We start from the raw sequence: 16,201 nt of genomic DNA, 5'->3' as shown, positions 1-16,201 counted from the left end.
AATTTTGTATAGAGAACGAGATGCCTGAGCCAAAGCCTGTCGAGTTCCGGGGCAGCGCCCTCGACGATCTGCGCGCATTCCCCACCTCGGCGCGACGGGAGGCTGGTCACCAACTGGATCAGGTCCAGAACGGTCGCCAGCCCGACGACTGGAAGCCGATGCCCCCCATCGGGCAGGGCGTTCAGGAGATCAGAATACGCGATGCGGCTGGCGCGTTCCGCGTCATCTACATCGCGAAGTTTGCCGATGCGATCTATGTGCTGCATTGCTTCCAGAAGAAGACGCAGCGCACCGCAAAGACCGATCTCGAACTCGCCGTGCGCCGGTATCGGGACTTGATGAAGGAGCTGGGCTGATGAGCAAGAACCGCTTCCAGAGCGTGTGGGACGCCATCGAAGACACGCCCGCCGCGGCCGAGAATATGAAGCTCCGATCGGCGCTGATGATGGCCCTGAAGGACCATATCGACCGCACCGGCATGAGCCAGTCCGACGCGGCCAAGGTATTCGGCGTCACGCAGCCGCGCGTGTCCGATCTCGTGCGGGGCAAGATCGACCTGTTCGCGCTGGACACGCTCGTCAACATGGCGGCCTCCGCCGGTCTCCATGTCGAGCTGCGCATCCGCGAAGTCGCCTGAGCCCACCGCGTTCGCCGCATCCGATCTACCAGATATTCCCCACCATCTTCCTCGCAGTCGCTGCACGCGGCTCGCGTGATGTCATGCCATAGACGCGGACGGCCTCTGGCCGCCCCACCGTTTCTTCAATGGCGACATGGGTGTTCGAACTAGGCACCCCCTAACTGCGTCCTCCCCCCTCGCGACCTTCCTTCGCCACCGTGGCCTCCATCCGCCGCCAGTCGGCAGCGGCTCCTGACGAACCCACGGAGGCCCGATCATGTCCACCAAAATAGCGGCATTGCCGCCGCGCTTTCTGCGCACCAAGGAAGCGGCCGCGTTTCTCGGCCTGTCGCCCCGCACCCTCGAAAAACATCGGACCTACGGCACGGGCCCCGCCTACCGAAAACTCGGCGGCCGCGTCGTCTACGCCGTTGACGACCTCGAAGCGTGGGCCGATCGCGGCGCTGTCACCTCAACATCGGACCCGCGCGGGACCGTGCTGCCGGCCAAGCGCCACGATCCACACCCGCCGGCTCATTCCGGCCGCTATGCGCGCTGAGGCGACCGTGCCGCGTCGTCGCCTTAACCCATCCGAGCGCGCCACGCTCGACCCATTCGTGGTCGCGTCCGGCGCCGCCGCGCCGCGCGACCAGCGCGACCTTATGGAGCGACCCTTCTTTTCGCTCGCAAAATCGCGGCGCACGCGCCCGATCCTTTACGAGGCGGGCGACGTGCGTGTCGAGGTTTACGCCGTGGCGCAACACGGCATGGCGACGATCTGGGACGCGGACGTGCTCATCTGGGCCGCCAGCCAGATTGTCGAGGCGCAAAACGACGGCCTTACGACATCGCGGTTCCTGCGCTTCACGCCCTATCACCTGCTCACCGCAATCGGTCGCGAGACCGGCGCCAGCGACTATCGCCTGCTGAAGGCGGCGCTGACCCGTCTGCAATCGACGGCGGTGCGCACGACCATCCGCCAGGGCGAACACTGGCGACGCCACCAATTCTCGTGGGTGAACGAATGGGAGGAGCTGACGACGCATTCGGGCCGCGTCGAAGGCATGGAGTTCGTCCTGCCCGACTGGTTCTATCGCGGCGTCGTCGACCGCTCGCTGGTGCTGGCGATCGACCCCGCCTATTTTCGGCTCAGGGGCGGCATTGAACGCTGGCTTTACCGCGTCGCGCGCAAGCATGCGGGCCATCAGGCGCATGGCTGGCTGTTCGACCTTCCACACCTTCACGAGAAGTCCGGCAGTCTCGCCCGCGTCTCTGATTTTGCCCTCGACATTCGCCGCATAGCAGCGCGTCAGCCGCTGCCGGGATATCGCCTGCGCATCGAACGCGACGGTCGCCGTGAGATGCTGCGCATCCTCCCCTTTGGAGATCGCCGCCGCCCTGTGGACGGTGCTGTGGAAACCATCGGGAGATCAGGCGCACGCACTATCGGGAGATCAGGCGCAACCCTATCGGGAGATCAGGCGCACAAACCCCAGCTAAGTCTCTGGCCCGAAAGTGCGATTCCGGCCCTTAACAAAGAGTCTAACAAAGATTCTAACTTTCTTCTGGGCCGGAAAAGCGGGGAAGACGGCTGCATCCGCAGCGCCTTCGGCGTCCACCGCGACGATCACGATGAGACGGACGCGCCCCTTGGGACCACACCGGGAGGGGAACGATGATCCCTCCCGCCGATGTTCGCGCCGCCTACAAGGCTGCCCCGCACCTAACCCATGTGGAGCTGACGTGGCGCGAAGGCCGCGTCGAGCACTGGCTTCGCTTCGGCCATCCGACCACCGAGCAGCGCATCGACCGCTTTCGTCGCATCGCCAGCTTCGCGCCGGATAGCGTCATCGCATTCGTCCGCTGGGCATCAAACGAGTTCGGAACGGTCGTCTCGCGCATCGACATTGCCCGAACGGTGCGTCCCGGCGAAGCCTATCAGACGCTGCCATTCGTGCGGCGCGGCGGCGAACTGCTGCTGTCGGTCAAGGGCTGGCCCAAGGTCGAAAAGGTGTTGCTCGCCATCGACGCCGTCGAGGCCCTCGGTCTCGATCCGGCCGATGTCGCACCCGACCACTGGCGGCATCTCCACAACCGCCTGATGGTCGGTCAGGAGCCGCGGGCCTATACGCTCGAACGACACCAGCTCTGGCTTCTTCGGCGGGCGATCGCGCCATGATCCCGCGCCGCCCGGATCGTTCCGATCTCCTGTCGACGCAGCCGCAGGATCATGCTGCGTCGCTCCTGACCGGGGATTGTCGCGACCTTATGCCGGCACACGGCCCGTTCGACATGATCCTCGCCGATCCGCCCTACGGCGACACTTCCTTGGGCTGGGACCGGCGTGTCTCGGGCTGGTTGCCGCTCGCGCGCGCGGCGCTGAGGCACAGCGGCTCGCTTTGGGTGTTCGGATCGCTGCGCTCCTTCATGGCGACCGCCGATCTGTTCGCCGACGCCGGGTTCCGTCTCGCACAGGAAATCGTCTGGGAGAAGCAGAACGGCACCAGCTTCCACTCAGATCGCTTCAAACGCGTCCACGAAATCGTCGTCCAGTTCTACCCGGCAGAGACGCCTTGGCGCGACATCTACAACGACGTCCAGACGACGCCGGATGCAACGGCGCGCACCGTGCGACGCAAGCAGCGCCCGCCGCACACCGGCCATATCGACGCCGGCCACTATGTCAGCCACGACGGCGGGCCGCGCATCATGCGTTCCGTCATCTACGTGCGCAACACGCACGGACGCGCCATTCATCCGACCGAAAAACCTTCCGCGCTTCTGGAAATCCTGATCCGCACGAGCTGCCCGCCGGGCGGCCTGGTTGGAGACTGGTTCGCCGGTTCGGGTTCCGCCGGTGAAGCCTGCCGGCTGACCGGACGAAACTATCTCGGCTGCGAGATCGACGGCGCGATGGCGGAAAGGGCGCGCACGCGCATCGCCTCAGTCCTGCCGCTCTGCGGCGGCGGCCCGAAATCCACTCTGCGAGGGGAGATCGAGCGATGAGCCCGCGCCGCCTCACGCTTGTCGTCATGCTCGCGGGCACCGCGTTGGTGGCCGCGCCAACGTGGACCGGCCACGGGCCGCGCTTCATCTGGAACACCTCGGCGAGTGTGCCGATCGGGCTCTACGGCATCGAGCCGGTCGGTCAGGTCGACGTCGCCGATCTCGTCGCTGTGGCGCCGCCAGAACCGCTCGCCGAGTTCCTCGCGGAGCGCGGCTATCTCGCACGCAACGTTCCGCTCATCAAACGTGTCCTCGCAGTCTCGGGCACCGTTGTCTGCCGGCATGGAACGACGATCATCGCCTATGGCCACGCCTATGGCGAGGCCCGCAATCAAGATGCGCTGGGCCGCCCTCTGCCGTCCTGGCAAGGCTGCCGGCAGCTCGGCGAAAACGAGGTGTTCCTGATGAACTGGGACGCCTCCGACAGCTTCGATGGCCGGTATTTCGGTCCGCTTCCCACTAGCTCGATCACCGCCCGCGTCATCCCTGTCTGGACCGACGAGACCGGCGACGGCCGCTTCCGATGGCGGGCGGCCGATCCGGCTCTCCAACCCTGATCCCTTCCGCAACCGCCACCGCAAAGGAGCATTCTCATGGCGATCATCCTAAAATTTGTCCGCAACGAGGAGGGTTTTTCGGGCAGCCTCAAGACCCTGACGCTCGACCGGGAACTCCTCATGCTGCCCGTCGAGAACCCGAACCCGGACAGCGACACAGACTACCCGGAGTACCGCATCTGGCTTGCCAATAAGCACGGCCCCTTCGGCGCAGCATGGAAGCGCACCGGCGAGCAGGCCGGAACCGGATACAACATTCTGCTCGAAGACCCGATGTTCGGGTCGCCTATCCGGGGGCATATGTTCCAGACCGACGAGCAAGGCCAGACCTGGTCGGTCCGCTGGTTCCCCCCGAAAAAGCAACCCAAGCAGGACTGAGCTATGCCGGTTCTCTGCATCGGGCAGGCAGGCAGGCAGTGCGGCGGTCGTCGCCACATCGCCTCCCTCCTACTTACCGGCCTTGTGCTCGCCATCGCTCCGCCGCCGGTCACCATGGCGCAGACCGTGCCGGTCGAGCGCCCCGAAATCGGCGGTCCCTACGCGGCATTTATCGCCGAGGCCGCACAGCGTTTCGGCATGCCCGCGCTGTGGATCGCGGCCGTGCTCGACGCGGAAAGCGCTGGCGATCAGCGCGCCGTTTCCTCGGCTGGCGCGCGGGGATTGATGCAGGTCATGCCGGACACCTGGGCCGAGCTGCGCGTGCGCTATCGGTTTGGCGACAACCCGTTCGCGGCGCGCGACAACATCATGGCCGGCGCCGCATATCTCCGCGAGATGTGGGACCTTTACGGCAATGTCGGTGCGATGCTCGCCGCGTACAATGCCGGGCCCGGCCGCTACGACGAATACCTCTCCACGGGCCGCCCCCTGCCGGCCGAGACGCGCGCATACGTCACCGCGCTCGCCCCTATTCTCGGCCGCGAACCGCTGCCCGAGGGCGTGATTTCGCGTCCTCCCGTTCCGGCCGATTGGCGTGAAGCACCATTGTTCGTTACGGGCTTCGACGCCGTTCCGACAGCGCCTCACTCGCCTGCGGAATCGGCCGATCCGGAGCCGAGCGAGACCATCTTCGTCCCCCGTGCAGGCGACGGAGTCCAGCCATGACCCGCTTCGCACCTTCGCGCGCGCCGGCGCATGGCTGGGAAGGAAGGACGGAAGGGACGGGTGACCTCGGGGTCACGACAGTCGGAGGGCGAGATAAAAGCGGCACGCCATTTTGCTGTAAGCCATTGCTATCGCATGGCTTTTGGCGTGCCGGTCGGTCGGGCCGCGTGCCACGGCCATGCGATTTCATCGCAATTTCAGGGACTTGCGCGACCCCAAGCCCGTTTCCAGCGCTCCGAGGGAGGCCGGCATGAGTGACGGCGAGCGCAATTTCAACGTCCGTCCAGGGCGCATCCGCTCGACCCGCGCGCCGCGTCAGAAGAGCTTCCTCAACCAGGTGCTGCGCGCTGCCCAGAAGGTCGGCCACACATCGAGCTACAAGGCGTCCGGCAAAGGAGCGTCCAATCGCGGCCGCTCGACCTTCGGGCGCGGCAGGAACAGCTTCAGCCGCACGCGCTTGTTCGGCTCCCATCGCCGCGTCGTGGTCAAGGCCCGCATCGCCCGCCATAGCGGCCGTGCCTACCGTGCGGCGCCGCTCTCCGCGCACCTTAACTATCTCAAGCGCGACGGCGTGAGCCGTGACGGCGAGAACGGCATCATGTTCGACGCCCAGTCCGACGTGGCTGATGATCGCGGCTTTGCCGAGCGCTGCAAGGATGACCGGCACCACTTTCGCTTCATCATCTCGCCCGAAGACGCGGCCGAACTGACCGACCTCAAGGCTTACACGCGCGATCTGGCCAAGCAGATGGAATCCGACCTCGGAACCGACCTCGACTGGGTTGCCGTCGATCACTGGAACACCGACAACCCGCACGTTCATCTGCTCGTGCGCGGCGTCGACCAGACGGGCGCCGACCTCGTCATCTCTCGCGACTACATCAGCCACGGCCTGCGATCACGCGCCGAGGAGTTGGCCGGGATCGAGCTGGGGCCGAAACCCGAGCACGAAATCCGCTCAGCACTCGAAAGGGAGGTGACGGCAGAGCGCTGGACGCGGATCGATGTCGAGATCCGCATCGCCGCCGATGACGTAGGCTATATCGACGTGCGGCCGGATACTCCACGACCCACCGATCCGGACATCCGCCGTCTGATGGTCGGCCGGCTCCAGCATCTCGAAACGATGGACCTCGCCACGCGGGCCGGCCCCGGCGAGTGGGTTGTCGGGCTCGAGGCCGAACGCACCCTGCGCGACCTGTCGATGCGCGGTGACATCATCAAGACCATGCACCGCGCGTTCTATGAGCAGGGTCGCGAGCGCGGTGTCGCCGACTTCGTAATCGACGCCGGCAAGGCCGGTCCGCCGATCATCGGCCGCTTGGTCGACAAGGGCCTGCACAACGAGCTGACAGGCGAAGCCTATGCCGTGATCGACGGCACAGACGGTCGCGCCCATCACGTCCGCTTCCGCGGCGTTGGAGCCTTCGAGCACGCGCCCGAGATCGGCGGCGTCGTCGAGGTGCGCCGCTTCGGTTCTCCGAACGACGAACGGCCGACCCTGGTGCTCGCCAACCGCTCCGACCTCGACCTTCAAAAGCAGATCACGGCGCCGGGCGCGACGTGGCTCGATCACCGGCTCGTAGAGCGCGAAACCATGCCGCTCGCGATGGGCGGCTTCGGCCGCGAGGTCCGCGAGGCGATGAACGCGCGCGCCGTGCATCTCGCGGACGAGGGCCTCGCGCGCCGCGAAAACCATCGCATCGTCCTGCAACGCAACCTCTTGGCGACGCTGCGGCGCCGGGAGCTTGATGCGGTGGGTGAGCAGCTAACCGCCGAGACCGGGCTGTCCCATCAGTTCGCCCAAGCCGGCGAGCATGTCGCGGGCGTCTATCGCCGGCAGCTTGCGCTGTCCTCCGGCCGCTTCGCGATGATCGACGACGGGCTCGGCTTCCAACTCGTGCCCTGGTCCCGCGAGATCGAAAAGAAGCTCGGCCAGCATATCTCGGGCGTCGCGAAGGCAGGCGGCGGCATCGACTGGAGCCTCGGCCGCAAACGCGATCTGGGGATCTGAGGAAAGGAGCATCGCCATGACGCAGACCAAAATCCTTTGGGGCCAGATCATCATCGTCTCCCTGATCGTGCTGACCTCCGTGTGGGGCGGCACGCAATGGGTGGCCTGGCGTCTCGGCTTCCAGCCTCAGCTCGGTCAGCCCTGGTTCGAGCTATTCGGGTGGCCGGTCTATCTGCCGCCGTCGCTGATGTGGTGGTGGTTTTCGTTCGAGGCTTACGCACCGCGCATCTTCTGGGAGGGCGGCATCATCGCAGCCTCCGGCGGCATCCTGTCGATTGCCGTCGCCATCACCATGTCGGTGATCCGTGCCCGTGAGGCGACCGGACTCGACACCTACGGCTCGGCGCGGTGGGCCGAAAAGAGGGATATCGCGGCGGCGGGCCTGCTCGGTCGGGATGGTGTCGTGCTCGGAAAGTTCGAACGGGACTATCTCAGACACGACGGGCCGGAGCATGTGTTGTGCTTTGCCCCGACACGGAGCGGCAAGGGCGTTGGCCTGGTCGTGCCGACGCTGCTCACCTGGCCAGGCAGTTGCGTCGTGCATGACATCAAAGGCGAAAACTGGCAGCTCACTGCCGGCTTCCGCGCACGGCACGGTCGCGCCCTCCTGTTCGATCCCACCAACGCCAACTCGGCCGCCTACAATCCGCTGCTCGAAGTCAGGAAGGGGGAGTGGGAAGTTCGGGACGTTCAGAACGTGGCCGACGTGCTGGTCGATCCGGAAGGTTCACTGGAGAAACGGAATCACTGGGAAAAGACCTCCCACTCGCTGCTCGTCGGCGCGATCCTCCACGTCCTCTATGCCGAGGCCGACAAGACGCTCGCTGGCGTGGCCGGCTTCCTCTCCGATCCGCGCCGGCCGATTGAGACGACTTTGAAGGCCATGATGACCACGCCGCATCTCGGCGAAAAGGGTCCGCACCCTGTCGTCGCGTCGGCCGCACGCGAGCTGCTGAACAAGTCAGACAATGAACGCTCGGGCGTTCTGTCCACCGCCATGTCGTTCCTCGGCCTCTATCGCGATCCCGTCGTCGCCCACGTCACGCGCCGCTGCGACTGGCGCATCGCCGACCTCGTCTCGGGCGAGCGCCCGGCTAGCCTTTACCTCGTGGTGCCGCCCTCCGACATATCGCGGACAAAGCCGCTCATCAGGCTGGTGCTCAACCAGATCGGCCGCAGGCTCACCGAGGATCTGAACGCCAAGGATCGACGGCATCGAGTGCTGATGATGCTCGACGAGTTTCCGGCTTTGGGCCGCCTGGACTTTTTCGAGAGCGCTTTGGCCTTTATGGCGGGCTACGGGATCAAGAGCTTCCTCATCGCTCAGAGCCTCAACCAGATCGAGAAGGCGTATGGGCAGAACAATTCGATTCTCGACAACTGCCATGTCCGGGTGAGCTTCGCCACCAACGACGAGAGGACAGCCAAGCGTATCAGCGACGCTCTCGGCACCGCGACCGAGCTGAAGGCCATGCAGAACTATGCCGGCCACCGCCTCGCACCCTGGTTGGGACACTTGATGGTGTCGCGCTCGGAAACCGCGCGGCAGCTCCTCACCCCCGGCGAGGTGATGCAGTTGCCGCCAGACGACGAGATCGTGATGATTGCCGGCTCGCCGCCGATCCGGGCAACGAAGGCACGCTATTTCGAGGACGTTCGCTTCACCGAACGCGTTCTGCAACCCCCCGATCCGACGACCGAGCAGCGCGTCTCGCTCGCCGATGGCTGGTCGGAGCTTGAACCTCGAAAGCCAGACGCGGTGCTCCTGGCCGAAGTTGATAAGGCCGAGCAGGACCGCGCCAACGCGGGTCTACGTCGGGAGCCTGAGCTGCCGCAGCATGTCGAGATCGTCCATGACACCACGGAGCCGACCCCCGAACGTGAGTTCGCCCTGGTCGAGGACAATGCCGAGGACCGACTACGGCAGGCGCAGAACCAGGCGCTGCGCCGTCAGATGCGTGGCGTCGCCCGGCAGGTATCGATGAACCCCGATGAAGGGATGGATTTGTGAGGGAACGCCGATGCGCCGCCGCATGAACTGCTATTTCGACGCCGAGCTTCACAACCAGATCGTTGATGCGGCCGCCCGCCAGCGCATCGCGCAGACGTCCGTGGTCGAGGCCGCAGTCGCGTCCTATTTCTCGCCCGATGGCGCCGATCGGCGCGAAGCCGCCTTCACCCGTCGCCTCGACCGCATGTCGCGCCAGCTCCTGCGGCTGGAGCGCAATGTCGGCGTGACCGTGGAAACCGTTGCTCTGTTCGTCCGTTTCTGGCTTGCGGTGACACCGCCTCTCGATCCCGATGCGCACGCCAGCGCGCAGGCAAAGGCGCACCAGCGCTACGAGGGCTTCATCGACACGCTCGCCCGACGCGTGCAGGCCGGCGAGAGCTTCCTAAACGAGATTCCCGACGACATAGAAGCTCACAGCCCAGACGCGACTGGCGAGTAACGCCATGCATGACCGCAAAGCCAGCTTCCGAGCCTGACCGGGCCGTCATCGGCGATGCCCGCGCCTCGACCGGCGCGCTGCATCCAATGCACCATGTAGTTCGCCCGGTCACCTCCGACCGCATCGCCATCTGATTCGGCTTCGCAGCCAGTTTTCACCGATCGATCCGGACCCTCGATTCCGCCGTTCGCCTGTCTTTGCACGCCAGGCCACTACTACGATCAAATCCCTGTTGCCTAAGCACTTTTTCCGGTTCTCTTAATCGTCCCCGACGCGCTGCGATCCATCGAGCGCACGAGAAAACGGGGACGGGAATGGCGGACTTCAGCCGGCAATCGGAAGCGACGACACGCGGGGCGCGGATGCTGCGCACGGCGATGGGTCCGGCTATTGCCGGCTTCCTCGAAGACACCCGCGTCGTCGAAGTGATGCTCAATCCGGACGGACGCCTGTGGGTCGACCGCCTGGCCGAGGGCCTCGCCGATACCGGAGAACGGCTCTCGCCCGCTGACGGCGAGCGCATCATCCGGCTGGTCGCGCATCACGTCGGTGTCGAGGTGCATCCGCGCTCGCCGCGCGTGTCGGCTGAGCTGCCCGAGACCGGCGAGCGGTTCGAGGGCCTTTTGCCTCCCGTGGTCTCGTCGCCGGCTTTCGCCATCAGAAAGCCGGCGGTCGCGATCTTCACGCTCGACGACTATGTGGCCGCCGGGATCATGGAAAGCGGTCAAGCCGAGGTGCTGCGCATGGCGGTCGCCGCGCGCAAGAACATCCTCGTCGCCGGCGGCACCTCGACCGGAAAAACCACGCTCACCAATGCGCTGCTGGCCGAGATGGCCAAGACCGAGGATCGCGTCGTCATCATCGAGGACACGCGCGAGCTTCAGTGCAGCGCTCCCAACCTCGTCGCCATGCGAACCAAGGACGGCGTGGCGACACTCTCGGATCTGGTGCGCTCGTCGCTCCGCTTTCGTCCGGACCGCATCCCGATCGGGGAAGTGCGCGGGAGCGAAGCGCTGGACCTTCTGAAAGCGTGGGGGACCGGGCATCCCGGCGGGGCCGGCACTATTCACGCCGGCAGCGCCATCGGTGCGCTGCGTCGTCTCGAGCAGCTCATCCAGGAAGCCGTCGTCACCGTCCCCCGCGCTCTGATCGCCGAGACGGTCGACCTGATCGCCGTGCTCTCCGGCAGGGGCGCCGCGCGCCGTCTCTCCGAGCTTTCCGCCGTCGAGGGCCTTGGCCCGGATGGCGACTACCGCCTCAAGCCCGCAACACCCAGCCACGACGGAGACGAAATATGATCCCTGAACGACAGCCCATGCGGTCGGCACGCCGGCTGCGCAGTCAGCCCCTTTGTCGATGCATCCTCGGCCGGCTCAGCAGCGCCGGAATCTCTGTCGTCACGATGCTCTATGCGCTCCCGGCCTATGCCGCTGGCTCCTCGATGCCTTGGGAAGCGCCTCTGGAATCCATCCTCGAATCCATCGAGGGGCCGGTCGCCAAGATCATTGCAGTGATCATCATCATCATCACGGGCCTGACGCTCGCATTCGGCGACACCAGCGGCGGCTTTCGGAGATTGATCCAGATCGTATTCGGTCTGTCGATTGCCTTCGCCGCGTCAAGCTTCTTCCTGTCCTTCTTCTCGTTCGGCGGCGGGGCGCTGGTCGGATGAACGGGCTCGGAGATCATACCGGGCCGATCGCCGGCTTCTTCGCTCCGGTTCACCGCTCGCTGACCGAGCCGATTCTGCTGGGCGGCGCGCCGCGCGCCGTCGCCATCGCCAACGGCACCATCGCCGCAGCGATCGCGCTTGGGCTGCGCCTGTGGCTCGCCGGTCTGGTGATCTGGGCGATCGGGCATTTCGCCGCCGTATGGGCGGCGCGGCGTGACGCCCAGTTCATGGACGTGACCCGCCGGCACCTCCGCTATCCGTCCTTCATGCGCGCGTGAGGCGAAGGCGATGCTGAACCTTGCCGAATACCGCAATCGGAGCACGCGCCTCGCGGACTATCTGCCTTGGGCTGCCCTCGTAGCGCCGGGCGTCGTGCTCAACAAGGACGGCAGCTTCCAGCGCACGGCGCGCTTCCGCGGACCCGACCTCGACTCGGCTACGCCGGCCGAGCTGGTCGGCACGACGGCCCGGCTCAACAATGCGCTGCGCCGACTCGGCAGCGGGTGGGCCGTCTTCGTCGAGGCCCAGCGCGTCCAGGCAACGCACTATCCCGACAGCCAGTTTCCCGACGCAGCCTCCGCGCTGATCGACGTCGAGCGGCGCGAGCAGTTCGAAGCCGAAGGCGTCCATTTCGAAAGCCGCTACTTCCTGACCTTTCTTTGGATGCCGCCCGCCGAGGAGGCAAGCCGCGCTGAAAGCTGGCTCTACGAGGGCAAGGCGCGCACGGGCGTCGATCCCTGGGAATTGCTCGCCGGCTTCGTCGATCGGACCGATCGTATCCTCCAGCTTGTCGAAGGTTTCGTGCCGGAGGTCGACTGGCTCGATGACGGCGAGACGCTGACCTATCTGCATTCGACCGTCTCGACCCGGCGTCAGCGGGTGCGCGTGCCCGAAGCGCCGATGTATCTCGACGCGATTCTGGTCGATGAGCCGCTGGCCGGCGGCCTCGAACCACGTCTGGGCGAACATCATCTGCGCACGCTCACCGTCACCGGATTCCCCACCGCGACCTTCCCCGGCATCCTCGACGAGTTGAATCGGCTGGCGTTCGAGTATCGCTGGTCCACGCGGGCAATCCTGCTGGACAAGACGGACGCGACCAAGCTCCTGACGCGCATCCGTCGCCAGTGGTTCGCCAAGCGGAAGTCCGTCGCGGCCATTGTCAAAGAAGTCATGACCAATGAGGCATCGACGCTGCTCGACAGCGACGCGGCCAACAAAGCGTTCGACGCGGACATGGCTTTGCAGGAGCTGGGCAGCGACGACGTGGGCGAAGCCTATGTCACCGCCACTGTTACGGTTTGGGATCGCGATCCCGCAATCGCAGTCGAAAAGCTCCGGCTGGTCGAGAAGATCATCCAGGCGCGAGATTTCACGTCGATCCCCGAAACCATCAACGCGATCGAAGCGTGGCTCGGCTCGTTGCCTGGGCAGCCTTACGCCAATGTGCGGCAGCCGCCGGTCTCGACGCTCAACATCGCCCACATGGTGCCACTCTCGGCCGTGTGGGCGGGGCCGGAACGGAACGATCACCTCGGCGCGCCCCCGCTGCTTTACGGCAGGACCGAGGGATCGACTCCGTTCCGGTTCTCCCTTCACGTCGGCGACGTAGGCCACACACTCGTCGTCGGCCCGACCGGCGCCGGCAAGTCCGTGCTGCTGGCGCTGATGGCGCTCCAGTTCCGCCGCTACACGAACAACCAGATCTTCGCCTTCGATTTCGGCGGCTCCATCCGCATCGCAGCGCTCGCGATGGGCGGCGATTGGCACGACCTGGGCGGCGGGCTCAGCGACGGCGCAGACGCGACCGTCTCGCTACAGCCCCTCGCGCGCATCCATGATGTTCCCGAACGTGCTTGGGCAGCGGACTGGATCGTGTCGATCCTCGGCCGCGAGGGCGTTCAGATCACCCCGGAGGTCAAGGAGCATCTATGGTCGGCGCTGACCTCGCTGGCCTCCGCGCCGGTCGACGAGCGCACGATCACCGGACTTTCGGTGCTGCTGCAATCGAACGAATTGAAGCGTGCGCTGCGACCCTACTGTGTCGGCGGTCCCTGGGGTCGGTTGCTCGACGCCGAGCGCGAGCATCTCGGCGAGGGCTCGGTGCAGGCTTTCGAGACCGAGGGTCTGGTCGGCACCGGCGCTGCATCTGCCGTGCTGACCTACCTCTTCCATCGCATCGAGGGTCGCCTGGACGGCCGGCCCACGCTCCTCATTATCGACGAGGGTTGGCTGGCGCTCGACGATGAGAACTTCGCCGACCAGCTCCGCGAGTGGCTGAAGACGCTCAGAAAAAAGAACGCTGCCGTGATATTCGCCACGCAGTCGCTTTCCGACATTGGCGACTCGGCGATTGCCGCCGCGATCGTCGAGAGCTGCCCGACGCGATTGTTCCTTCCCAACGAACGTGCAATCGAGCCGCAAATCCTCGCGATCTACCGCAAGTTCGGGCTCAACGACCGCCAGATCGAAATCCTCGCGCGGGCGACGCCCAAACGCGACTACTACTGCCAGAGCCGCCGCGGCAATCGCCTTTTCGAGCTTGGCCTGGGCGACGTTGCGCTCGCGCTCTGCGCCGCATCCTCCAAGCAGCATCACGCCCGTGTCGACCGTGTGCTGGCCACCGCCGGCCGTGACCGCTTTCTCGAAGCGTGGCTCGGTGACTGCGACCTTGGCTGGGCGGCCGACCTCATTCCCGACCTTCCCAACATTGCCGGCAGCGAGATGGCGCCGGCCGATGTGCCGCCCCCCAACCAGCGTCCAGAGGAGATCGACCAATGACCCGAAATTCCGCCTGCCGGATCGTCGGCGTGAGCGCCATCGCCATCACACTTGCAGCCCCGCTTGCACTTGCGCCGGTCGTTTCGACGCCGGCTCACGCGCAGCTCTTCGGCTTCGGCCGGATCGTCTTCGATCCGACCAACTACGCCGAAAACCTTCTCACGGCGGCGCGCTCTCTTGAGCAGATCAACAACCAGATCCAGTCGCTTCAGAACGAAGCGCAGATGCTCATCAACCAGGCCCGTAATCTTGCCAGCCTGCCGCACTCCTCGCTCCAGCAGCTCCAGCAGGCTGTCTCGCGCACCCAGCAGCTTCTCGGCGAGGCGCAGCGTATCGCTTTCGACGTCCGCGAGATCGACCAGATCTTCGACAATCAATACGCCAATGTCGATCTCTCGATGACGGACCGGCAGCTCGTCGATCAGGCGCGAGATCGCTGGGGGAACACGGTCGGCGCGCTTCAGGACGCCATGAGGGTGCAGGCGGGCGTCGTTGGCAATATCGACGCCCAGCGGACCGAGATGTCCGCCCTCGTCGGGCAGAGCCAGAACGCGGTCGGCGCGCTTCAGGCGACCCAGGCCGGCAACCAGCTTCTCGCGCTTCAGGCGCAACAGCTCGCCGACCTCACCGCCATGCTCGCAGCCAACGGCCGTGCCACCGCTCTCGTCGATGCCGAACGCGCGGCTGCCGCCGAGCAGGGGCGCGTCCAGCGGCAGCGGTTCCTCACCCCCGGCCCCGGCTACCAGCCGGGCAACTAGGCCGGTCGGAAAGGGGGACACCATGGACGGCAAAGTGCTGACCCGTATCGGTGCGATAGTTTTCGTCTCGGTCGCCATGACGGCGGCGGTTATCGACATGGCGCGCCGGGACGCGCCAGCGCCAAACCGTCCTGCGCCTGCGATCGGTGTGGAAACGCCCCGCACCGATCCGCTGCGTGAGAGCCTCATCAGATGCCAGGGCATCGGCGAGGCCGCAACCCGCGATCCCGACTGCCTCGCTGCCTGGGCCGAAAACCGACGCCGTTTCCTCGGCCAGACAGAAGGACGCTGAGCATGGAGGGCGCTGGCGTCATCGACCGCTTCTTGCAGGTCTTCACGACCTACATCGATTCCGGCTTCGGTCTGCTCGGCGGTGAGGTGGCGTTCATTGCGACCACGCTCATCGTGATCGACGTGACGCTGGCCGCCCTGTTCTGGGCATGGGGAGCTGATGACGACGTTCTCGCGAAGTTCATCAAAAAGGTCATTTTCGTCGGCGTGTTCGCCTACCTGATCAGCAACTGGCAGACCCTCGCTCAGATCGTGTTCGACAGCTTCGCCGGCCTCGGGCTGCAAGCCTCCGGCACGGGGTTTTCGACCGCGGACCTCATGCGGCCAGGTCGTGTCGCGCAGACCGGACTCGACGCCGGCCGTCCGCTGCTCGAATCCATCTCTGATCTCATGGGCTATTGGTCGTTCTTCGAGAACTTCCTGCAAATCATCTGCCTGCTCTTCGCATGGGCACTCGTGCTGCTCGCTTTCTTCATCCTGTCGATCCAGCTCTTCGTCACGCTGATCGAGTTCAAGCTGACGACGCTCGCCGGCTTCGTCCTCATCCCGTTCGGGCTATTTGGGCAGAGTGCATTCATGGCCGAACGCGTTCTGGGCAACGTCGTCAGCTCCGGCATCAAAGTGTTGGTCCTCGCCGTCATCATTGGCATCGGCTCGACACTCTTCGGTGAGTTCACGGCCGGCTTCGGCGGCGAGCAGCCGACCGTCGACGACGCGATGGCAATCGTGCTGGCGGCGCTCTCCCTTCTCGGCCTCGGCATTTTCGGGCCAGGAATCGCGAACGGCATCGTCAGCGGCGGACCGCAGCTCGGTGCGGGCGCGGCCGTAGGGACCGGCCTTGCCGTCGCCGGCGCAGGGGTCGCGGCAGGTGGCGGGGCGATGCTCGCCGCGCGCGGCGGGGCAGCCGCCCTCTCTGGTGGCGCGGCCGTCGCACGTGGAGGAGCCGCCG

20 protein-coding genes are annotated in these 16,201 nt (G+C 65.7%); all 20 read left to right on the top strand.

From position 1 onward, the window contains the following. Positions 1-20: 20 nt before the first annotated feature. Complete coding sequence (locus GNP00_RS14525; RefSeq protein WP_041544921.1) at positions 21-356, top strand: type II toxin-antitoxin system RelE/ParE family toxin; 336 nt, start codon at positions 21-23, stop codon at positions 354-356. Continuing rightward, positions 356-637, top strand: a complete 282-nt coding sequence (locus GNP00_RS14520; RefSeq protein ID WP_011583148.1) for a helix-turn-helix domain-containing protein — start codon at positions 356-358, stop codon at positions 635-637. Before GNP00_RS14525 ends, GNP00_RS14520 begins: the two co-directional genes overlap by 1 nt. Before the next feature lie 259 nt (positions 638-896). After that, positions 897-1,178, top strand: a complete 282-nt coding sequence (locus tag GNP00_RS14515; protein WP_011583149.1) for a helix-turn-helix transcriptional regulator — start codon at positions 897-899, stop codon at positions 1,176-1,178. Then, the gene (locus tag GNP00_RS14510) at positions 1,168-2,298 is read left to right on the top strand and encodes a replication initiator protein A (protein WP_083764551.1); all 1,131 of its coding nucleotides are present in this window, start codon (positions 1,168-1,170) and stop codon (positions 2,296-2,298) included. The genes GNP00_RS14515 and GNP00_RS14510 overlap by 11 nt, the downstream gene beginning before the upstream one ends. After that, positions 2,295-2,798 carry a DUF2840 domain-containing protein gene (locus GNP00_RS14505; protein WP_011583151.1) on the top strand — a complete coding sequence of 168 codons (504 nt, stop codon included), beginning with the start codon at positions 2,295-2,297 and terminating at the stop codon, positions 2,796-2,798. Before GNP00_RS14510 ends, GNP00_RS14505 begins: the two co-directional genes overlap by 4 nt. A gap of 89 nt (positions 2,799-2,887) precedes the next feature. After that, positions 2,888-3,625, top strand: a complete 738-nt coding sequence (locus GNP00_RS14500) for a DNA-methyltransferase (RefSeq protein ID WP_041545748.1) — start codon at positions 2,888-2,890, stop codon at positions 3,623-3,625. Next, on the top strand, positions 3,622-4,182 hold the full coding sequence (locus GNP00_RS14495; protein ID WP_011583153.1) for a S26 family signal peptidase: 561 nt from the start codon (positions 3,622-3,624) through the stop codon (positions 4,180-4,182). Before GNP00_RS14500 ends, GNP00_RS14495 begins: the two co-directional genes overlap by 4 nt. Before the next feature lie 36 nt (positions 4,183-4,218). Beyond that, positions 4,219-4,560, top strand: coding sequence for a DUF736 domain-containing protein (locus tag GNP00_RS14490; RefSeq protein WP_011583154.1), 342 nt, complete (start codon positions 4,219-4,221; stop codon positions 4,558-4,560). A gap of 3 nt (positions 4,561-4,563) precedes the next feature. Further along, entirely contained in the window at positions 4,564-5,286 is a 723-nt protein-coding gene (locus tag GNP00_RS14485; RefSeq protein WP_166016122.1) for a lytic transglycosylase domain-containing protein, read from the top strand. Positions 5,287-5,536: 250 nt separating this feature from the next. After that, positions 5,537-7,300, top strand: coding sequence for a relaxase/mobilization nuclease domain-containing protein (locus tag GNP00_RS14480; protein ID WP_011583156.1), 1,764 nt, complete (start codon positions 5,537-5,539; stop codon positions 7,298-7,300). Between the two features lie 16 nt (positions 7,301-7,316). Next, positions 7,317-9,311, top strand: a complete 1,995-nt coding sequence (locus GNP00_RS14475; protein ID WP_011583157.1) for a conjugal transfer protein TraG — start codon at positions 7,317-7,319, stop codon at positions 9,309-9,311. 10 nt (positions 9,312-9,321) lie between these two features. Further along, positions 9,322-9,750, top strand: a complete 429-nt coding sequence (locus GNP00_RS14470; RefSeq protein WP_011583158.1) for a hypothetical protein — start codon at positions 9,322-9,324, stop codon at positions 9,748-9,750. Positions 9,751-9,758: 8 nt separating this feature from the next. Next, entirely contained in the window at positions 9,759-9,884 is a 126-nt protein-coding gene (locus GNP00_RS23605; protein WP_281352084.1) for a hypothetical protein, read from the top strand. Positions 9,885-10,064: 180 nt separating this feature from the next. Further along, a complete protein-coding gene (gene trbB / locus GNP00_RS14465) occupies positions 10,065-11,048 on the top strand; it encodes a P-type conjugative transfer ATPase TrbB (RefSeq protein ID WP_011583159.1) in 984 nt (327 codons plus the stop codon). A gap of 17 nt (positions 11,049-11,065) precedes the next feature. Beyond that, positions 11,066-11,422 carry a TrbC/VirB2 family type IV secretion system protein gene (locus GNP00_RS14460; RefSeq protein WP_049764964.1) on the top strand — a complete coding sequence of 119 codons (357 nt, stop codon included), beginning with the start codon at positions 11,066-11,068 and terminating at the stop codon, positions 11,420-11,422. After that, entirely contained in the window at positions 11,419-11,700 is a 282-nt protein-coding gene (locus tag GNP00_RS14455; RefSeq protein ID WP_011583161.1) for a VirB3 family type IV secretion system protein, read from the top strand. Before GNP00_RS14460 ends, GNP00_RS14455 begins: the two co-directional genes overlap by 4 nt. 10 nt (positions 11,701-11,710) lie before the next feature. Continuing rightward, complete coding sequence (trbE, locus tag GNP00_RS14450) at positions 11,711-14,203, top strand: conjugal transfer protein TrbE (protein WP_011583162.1); 2,493 nt, start codon at positions 11,711-11,713, stop codon at positions 14,201-14,203. Then, positions 14,200-14,961: a P-type conjugative transfer protein TrbJ gene (trbJ, locus tag GNP00_RS14445; protein ID WP_011583163.1), complete on the top strand. Its 762-nt coding sequence runs from the start codon at positions 14,200-14,202 to the stop codon at positions 14,959-14,961. The genes trbE and trbJ overlap by 4 nt, the downstream gene beginning before the upstream one ends. Positions 14,962-14,983: 22 nt before the next feature. Continuing rightward, positions 14,984-15,253: a putative entry exclusion protein TrbK-alt gene (trbK-alt, locus tag GNP00_RS14440; protein ID WP_011583164.1), complete on the top strand. Its 270-nt coding sequence runs from the start codon at positions 14,984-14,986 to the stop codon at positions 15,251-15,253. Positions 15,254-15,255: 2 nt separating this feature from the next. Continuing rightward, positions 15,256-16,201, top strand: a 946-nt coding sequence (trbL, locus tag GNP00_RS14435) for a P-type conjugative transfer protein TrbL (protein ID WP_166016120.1), incomplete at its 3' end; no start/stop codon positions are given.

The sequence above is a fragment of the Chelativorans multitrophicus genome (assembly GCF_011317445.1).
GTDB lineage: Bacteria > Pseudomonadota > Alphaproteobacteria > Rhizobiales > Rhizobiaceae > Chelativorans > Chelativorans multitrophicus.
The sequence above is the reverse complement of the archived record's forward strand: the minus strand, read 5'-3'. Positions and strand labels throughout refer to the sequence as shown.

Coding starts and splice junctions, on each gene's coding strand:
- GNP00_RS14505 (WP_011583151.1), top strand. CDS start 2,295: ATGATCCCTCCCGCCGATGTTCGCGCCGCCTACAAGGCTGCCCCGCAC.
- trbE (WP_011583162.1), top strand. CDS start 11,711: ATGCTGAACCTTGCCGAATACCGCAATCGGAGCACGCGCCTCGCGGAC.
- GNP00_RS14495 (WP_011583153.1), top strand. CDS start 3,622: ATGAGCCCGCGCCGCCTCACGCTTGTCGTCATGCTCGCGGGCACCGCG.
- GNP00_RS14475 (WP_011583157.1), top strand. CDS start 7,317: ATGACGCAGACCAAAATCCTTTGGGGCCAGATCATCATCGTCTCCCTG.
- trbB (WP_011583159.1), top strand. CDS start 10,065: ATGGCGGACTTCAGCCGGCAATCGGAAGCGACGACACGCGGGGCGCGG.
- GNP00_RS14480 (WP_011583156.1), top strand. CDS start 5,537: ATGAGTGACGGCGAGCGCAATTTCAACGTCCGTCCAGGGCGCATCCGC.
- GNP00_RS14510 (WP_083764551.1), top strand. CDS start 1,168: ATGCGCGCTGAGGCGACCGTGCCGCGTCGTCGCCTTAACCCATCCGAG.
- GNP00_RS14515 (WP_011583149.1), top strand. CDS start 897: ATGTCCACCAAAATAGCGGCATTGCCGCCGCGCTTTCTGCGCACCAAG.
- trbK-alt (WP_011583164.1), top strand. CDS start 14,984: ATGGACGGCAAAGTGCTGACCCGTATCGGTGCGATAGTTTTCGTCTCG.
- GNP00_RS14500 (WP_041545748.1), top strand. CDS start 2,888: ATGCCGGCACACGGCCCGTTCGACATGATCCTCGCCGATCCGCCCTAC.
- trbJ (WP_011583163.1), top strand. CDS start 14,200: ATGACCCGAAATTCCGCCTGCCGGATCGTCGGCGTGAGCGCCATCGCC.
- GNP00_RS14490 (WP_011583154.1), top strand. CDS start 4,219: ATGGCGATCATCCTAAAATTTGTCCGCAACGAGGAGGGTTTTTCGGGC.
- GNP00_RS14520 (WP_011583148.1), top strand. CDS start 356: ATGAGCAAGAACCGCTTCCAGAGCGTGTGGGACGCCATCGAAGACACG.
- GNP00_RS23605 (WP_281352084.1), top strand. CDS start 9,759: ATGACCGCAAAGCCAGCTTCCGAGCCTGACCGGGCCGTCATCGGCGAT.
- GNP00_RS14470 (WP_011583158.1), top strand. CDS start 9,322: ATGCGCCGCCGCATGAACTGCTATTTCGACGCCGAGCTTCACAACCAG.
- GNP00_RS14525 (WP_041544921.1), top strand. CDS start 21: ATGCCTGAGCCAAAGCCTGTCGAGTTCCGGGGCAGCGCCCTCGACGAT.
- GNP00_RS14455 (WP_011583161.1), top strand. CDS start 11,419: ATGAACGGGCTCGGAGATCATACCGGGCCGATCGCCGGCTTCTTCGCT.
- GNP00_RS14460 (WP_049764964.1), top strand. CDS start 11,066: ATGCGGTCGGCACGCCGGCTGCGCAGTCAGCCCCTTTGTCGATGCATC.
- GNP00_RS14485 (WP_166016122.1), top strand. CDS start 4,564: ATGCCGGTTCTCTGCATCGGGCAGGCAGGCAGGCAGTGCGGCGGTCGT.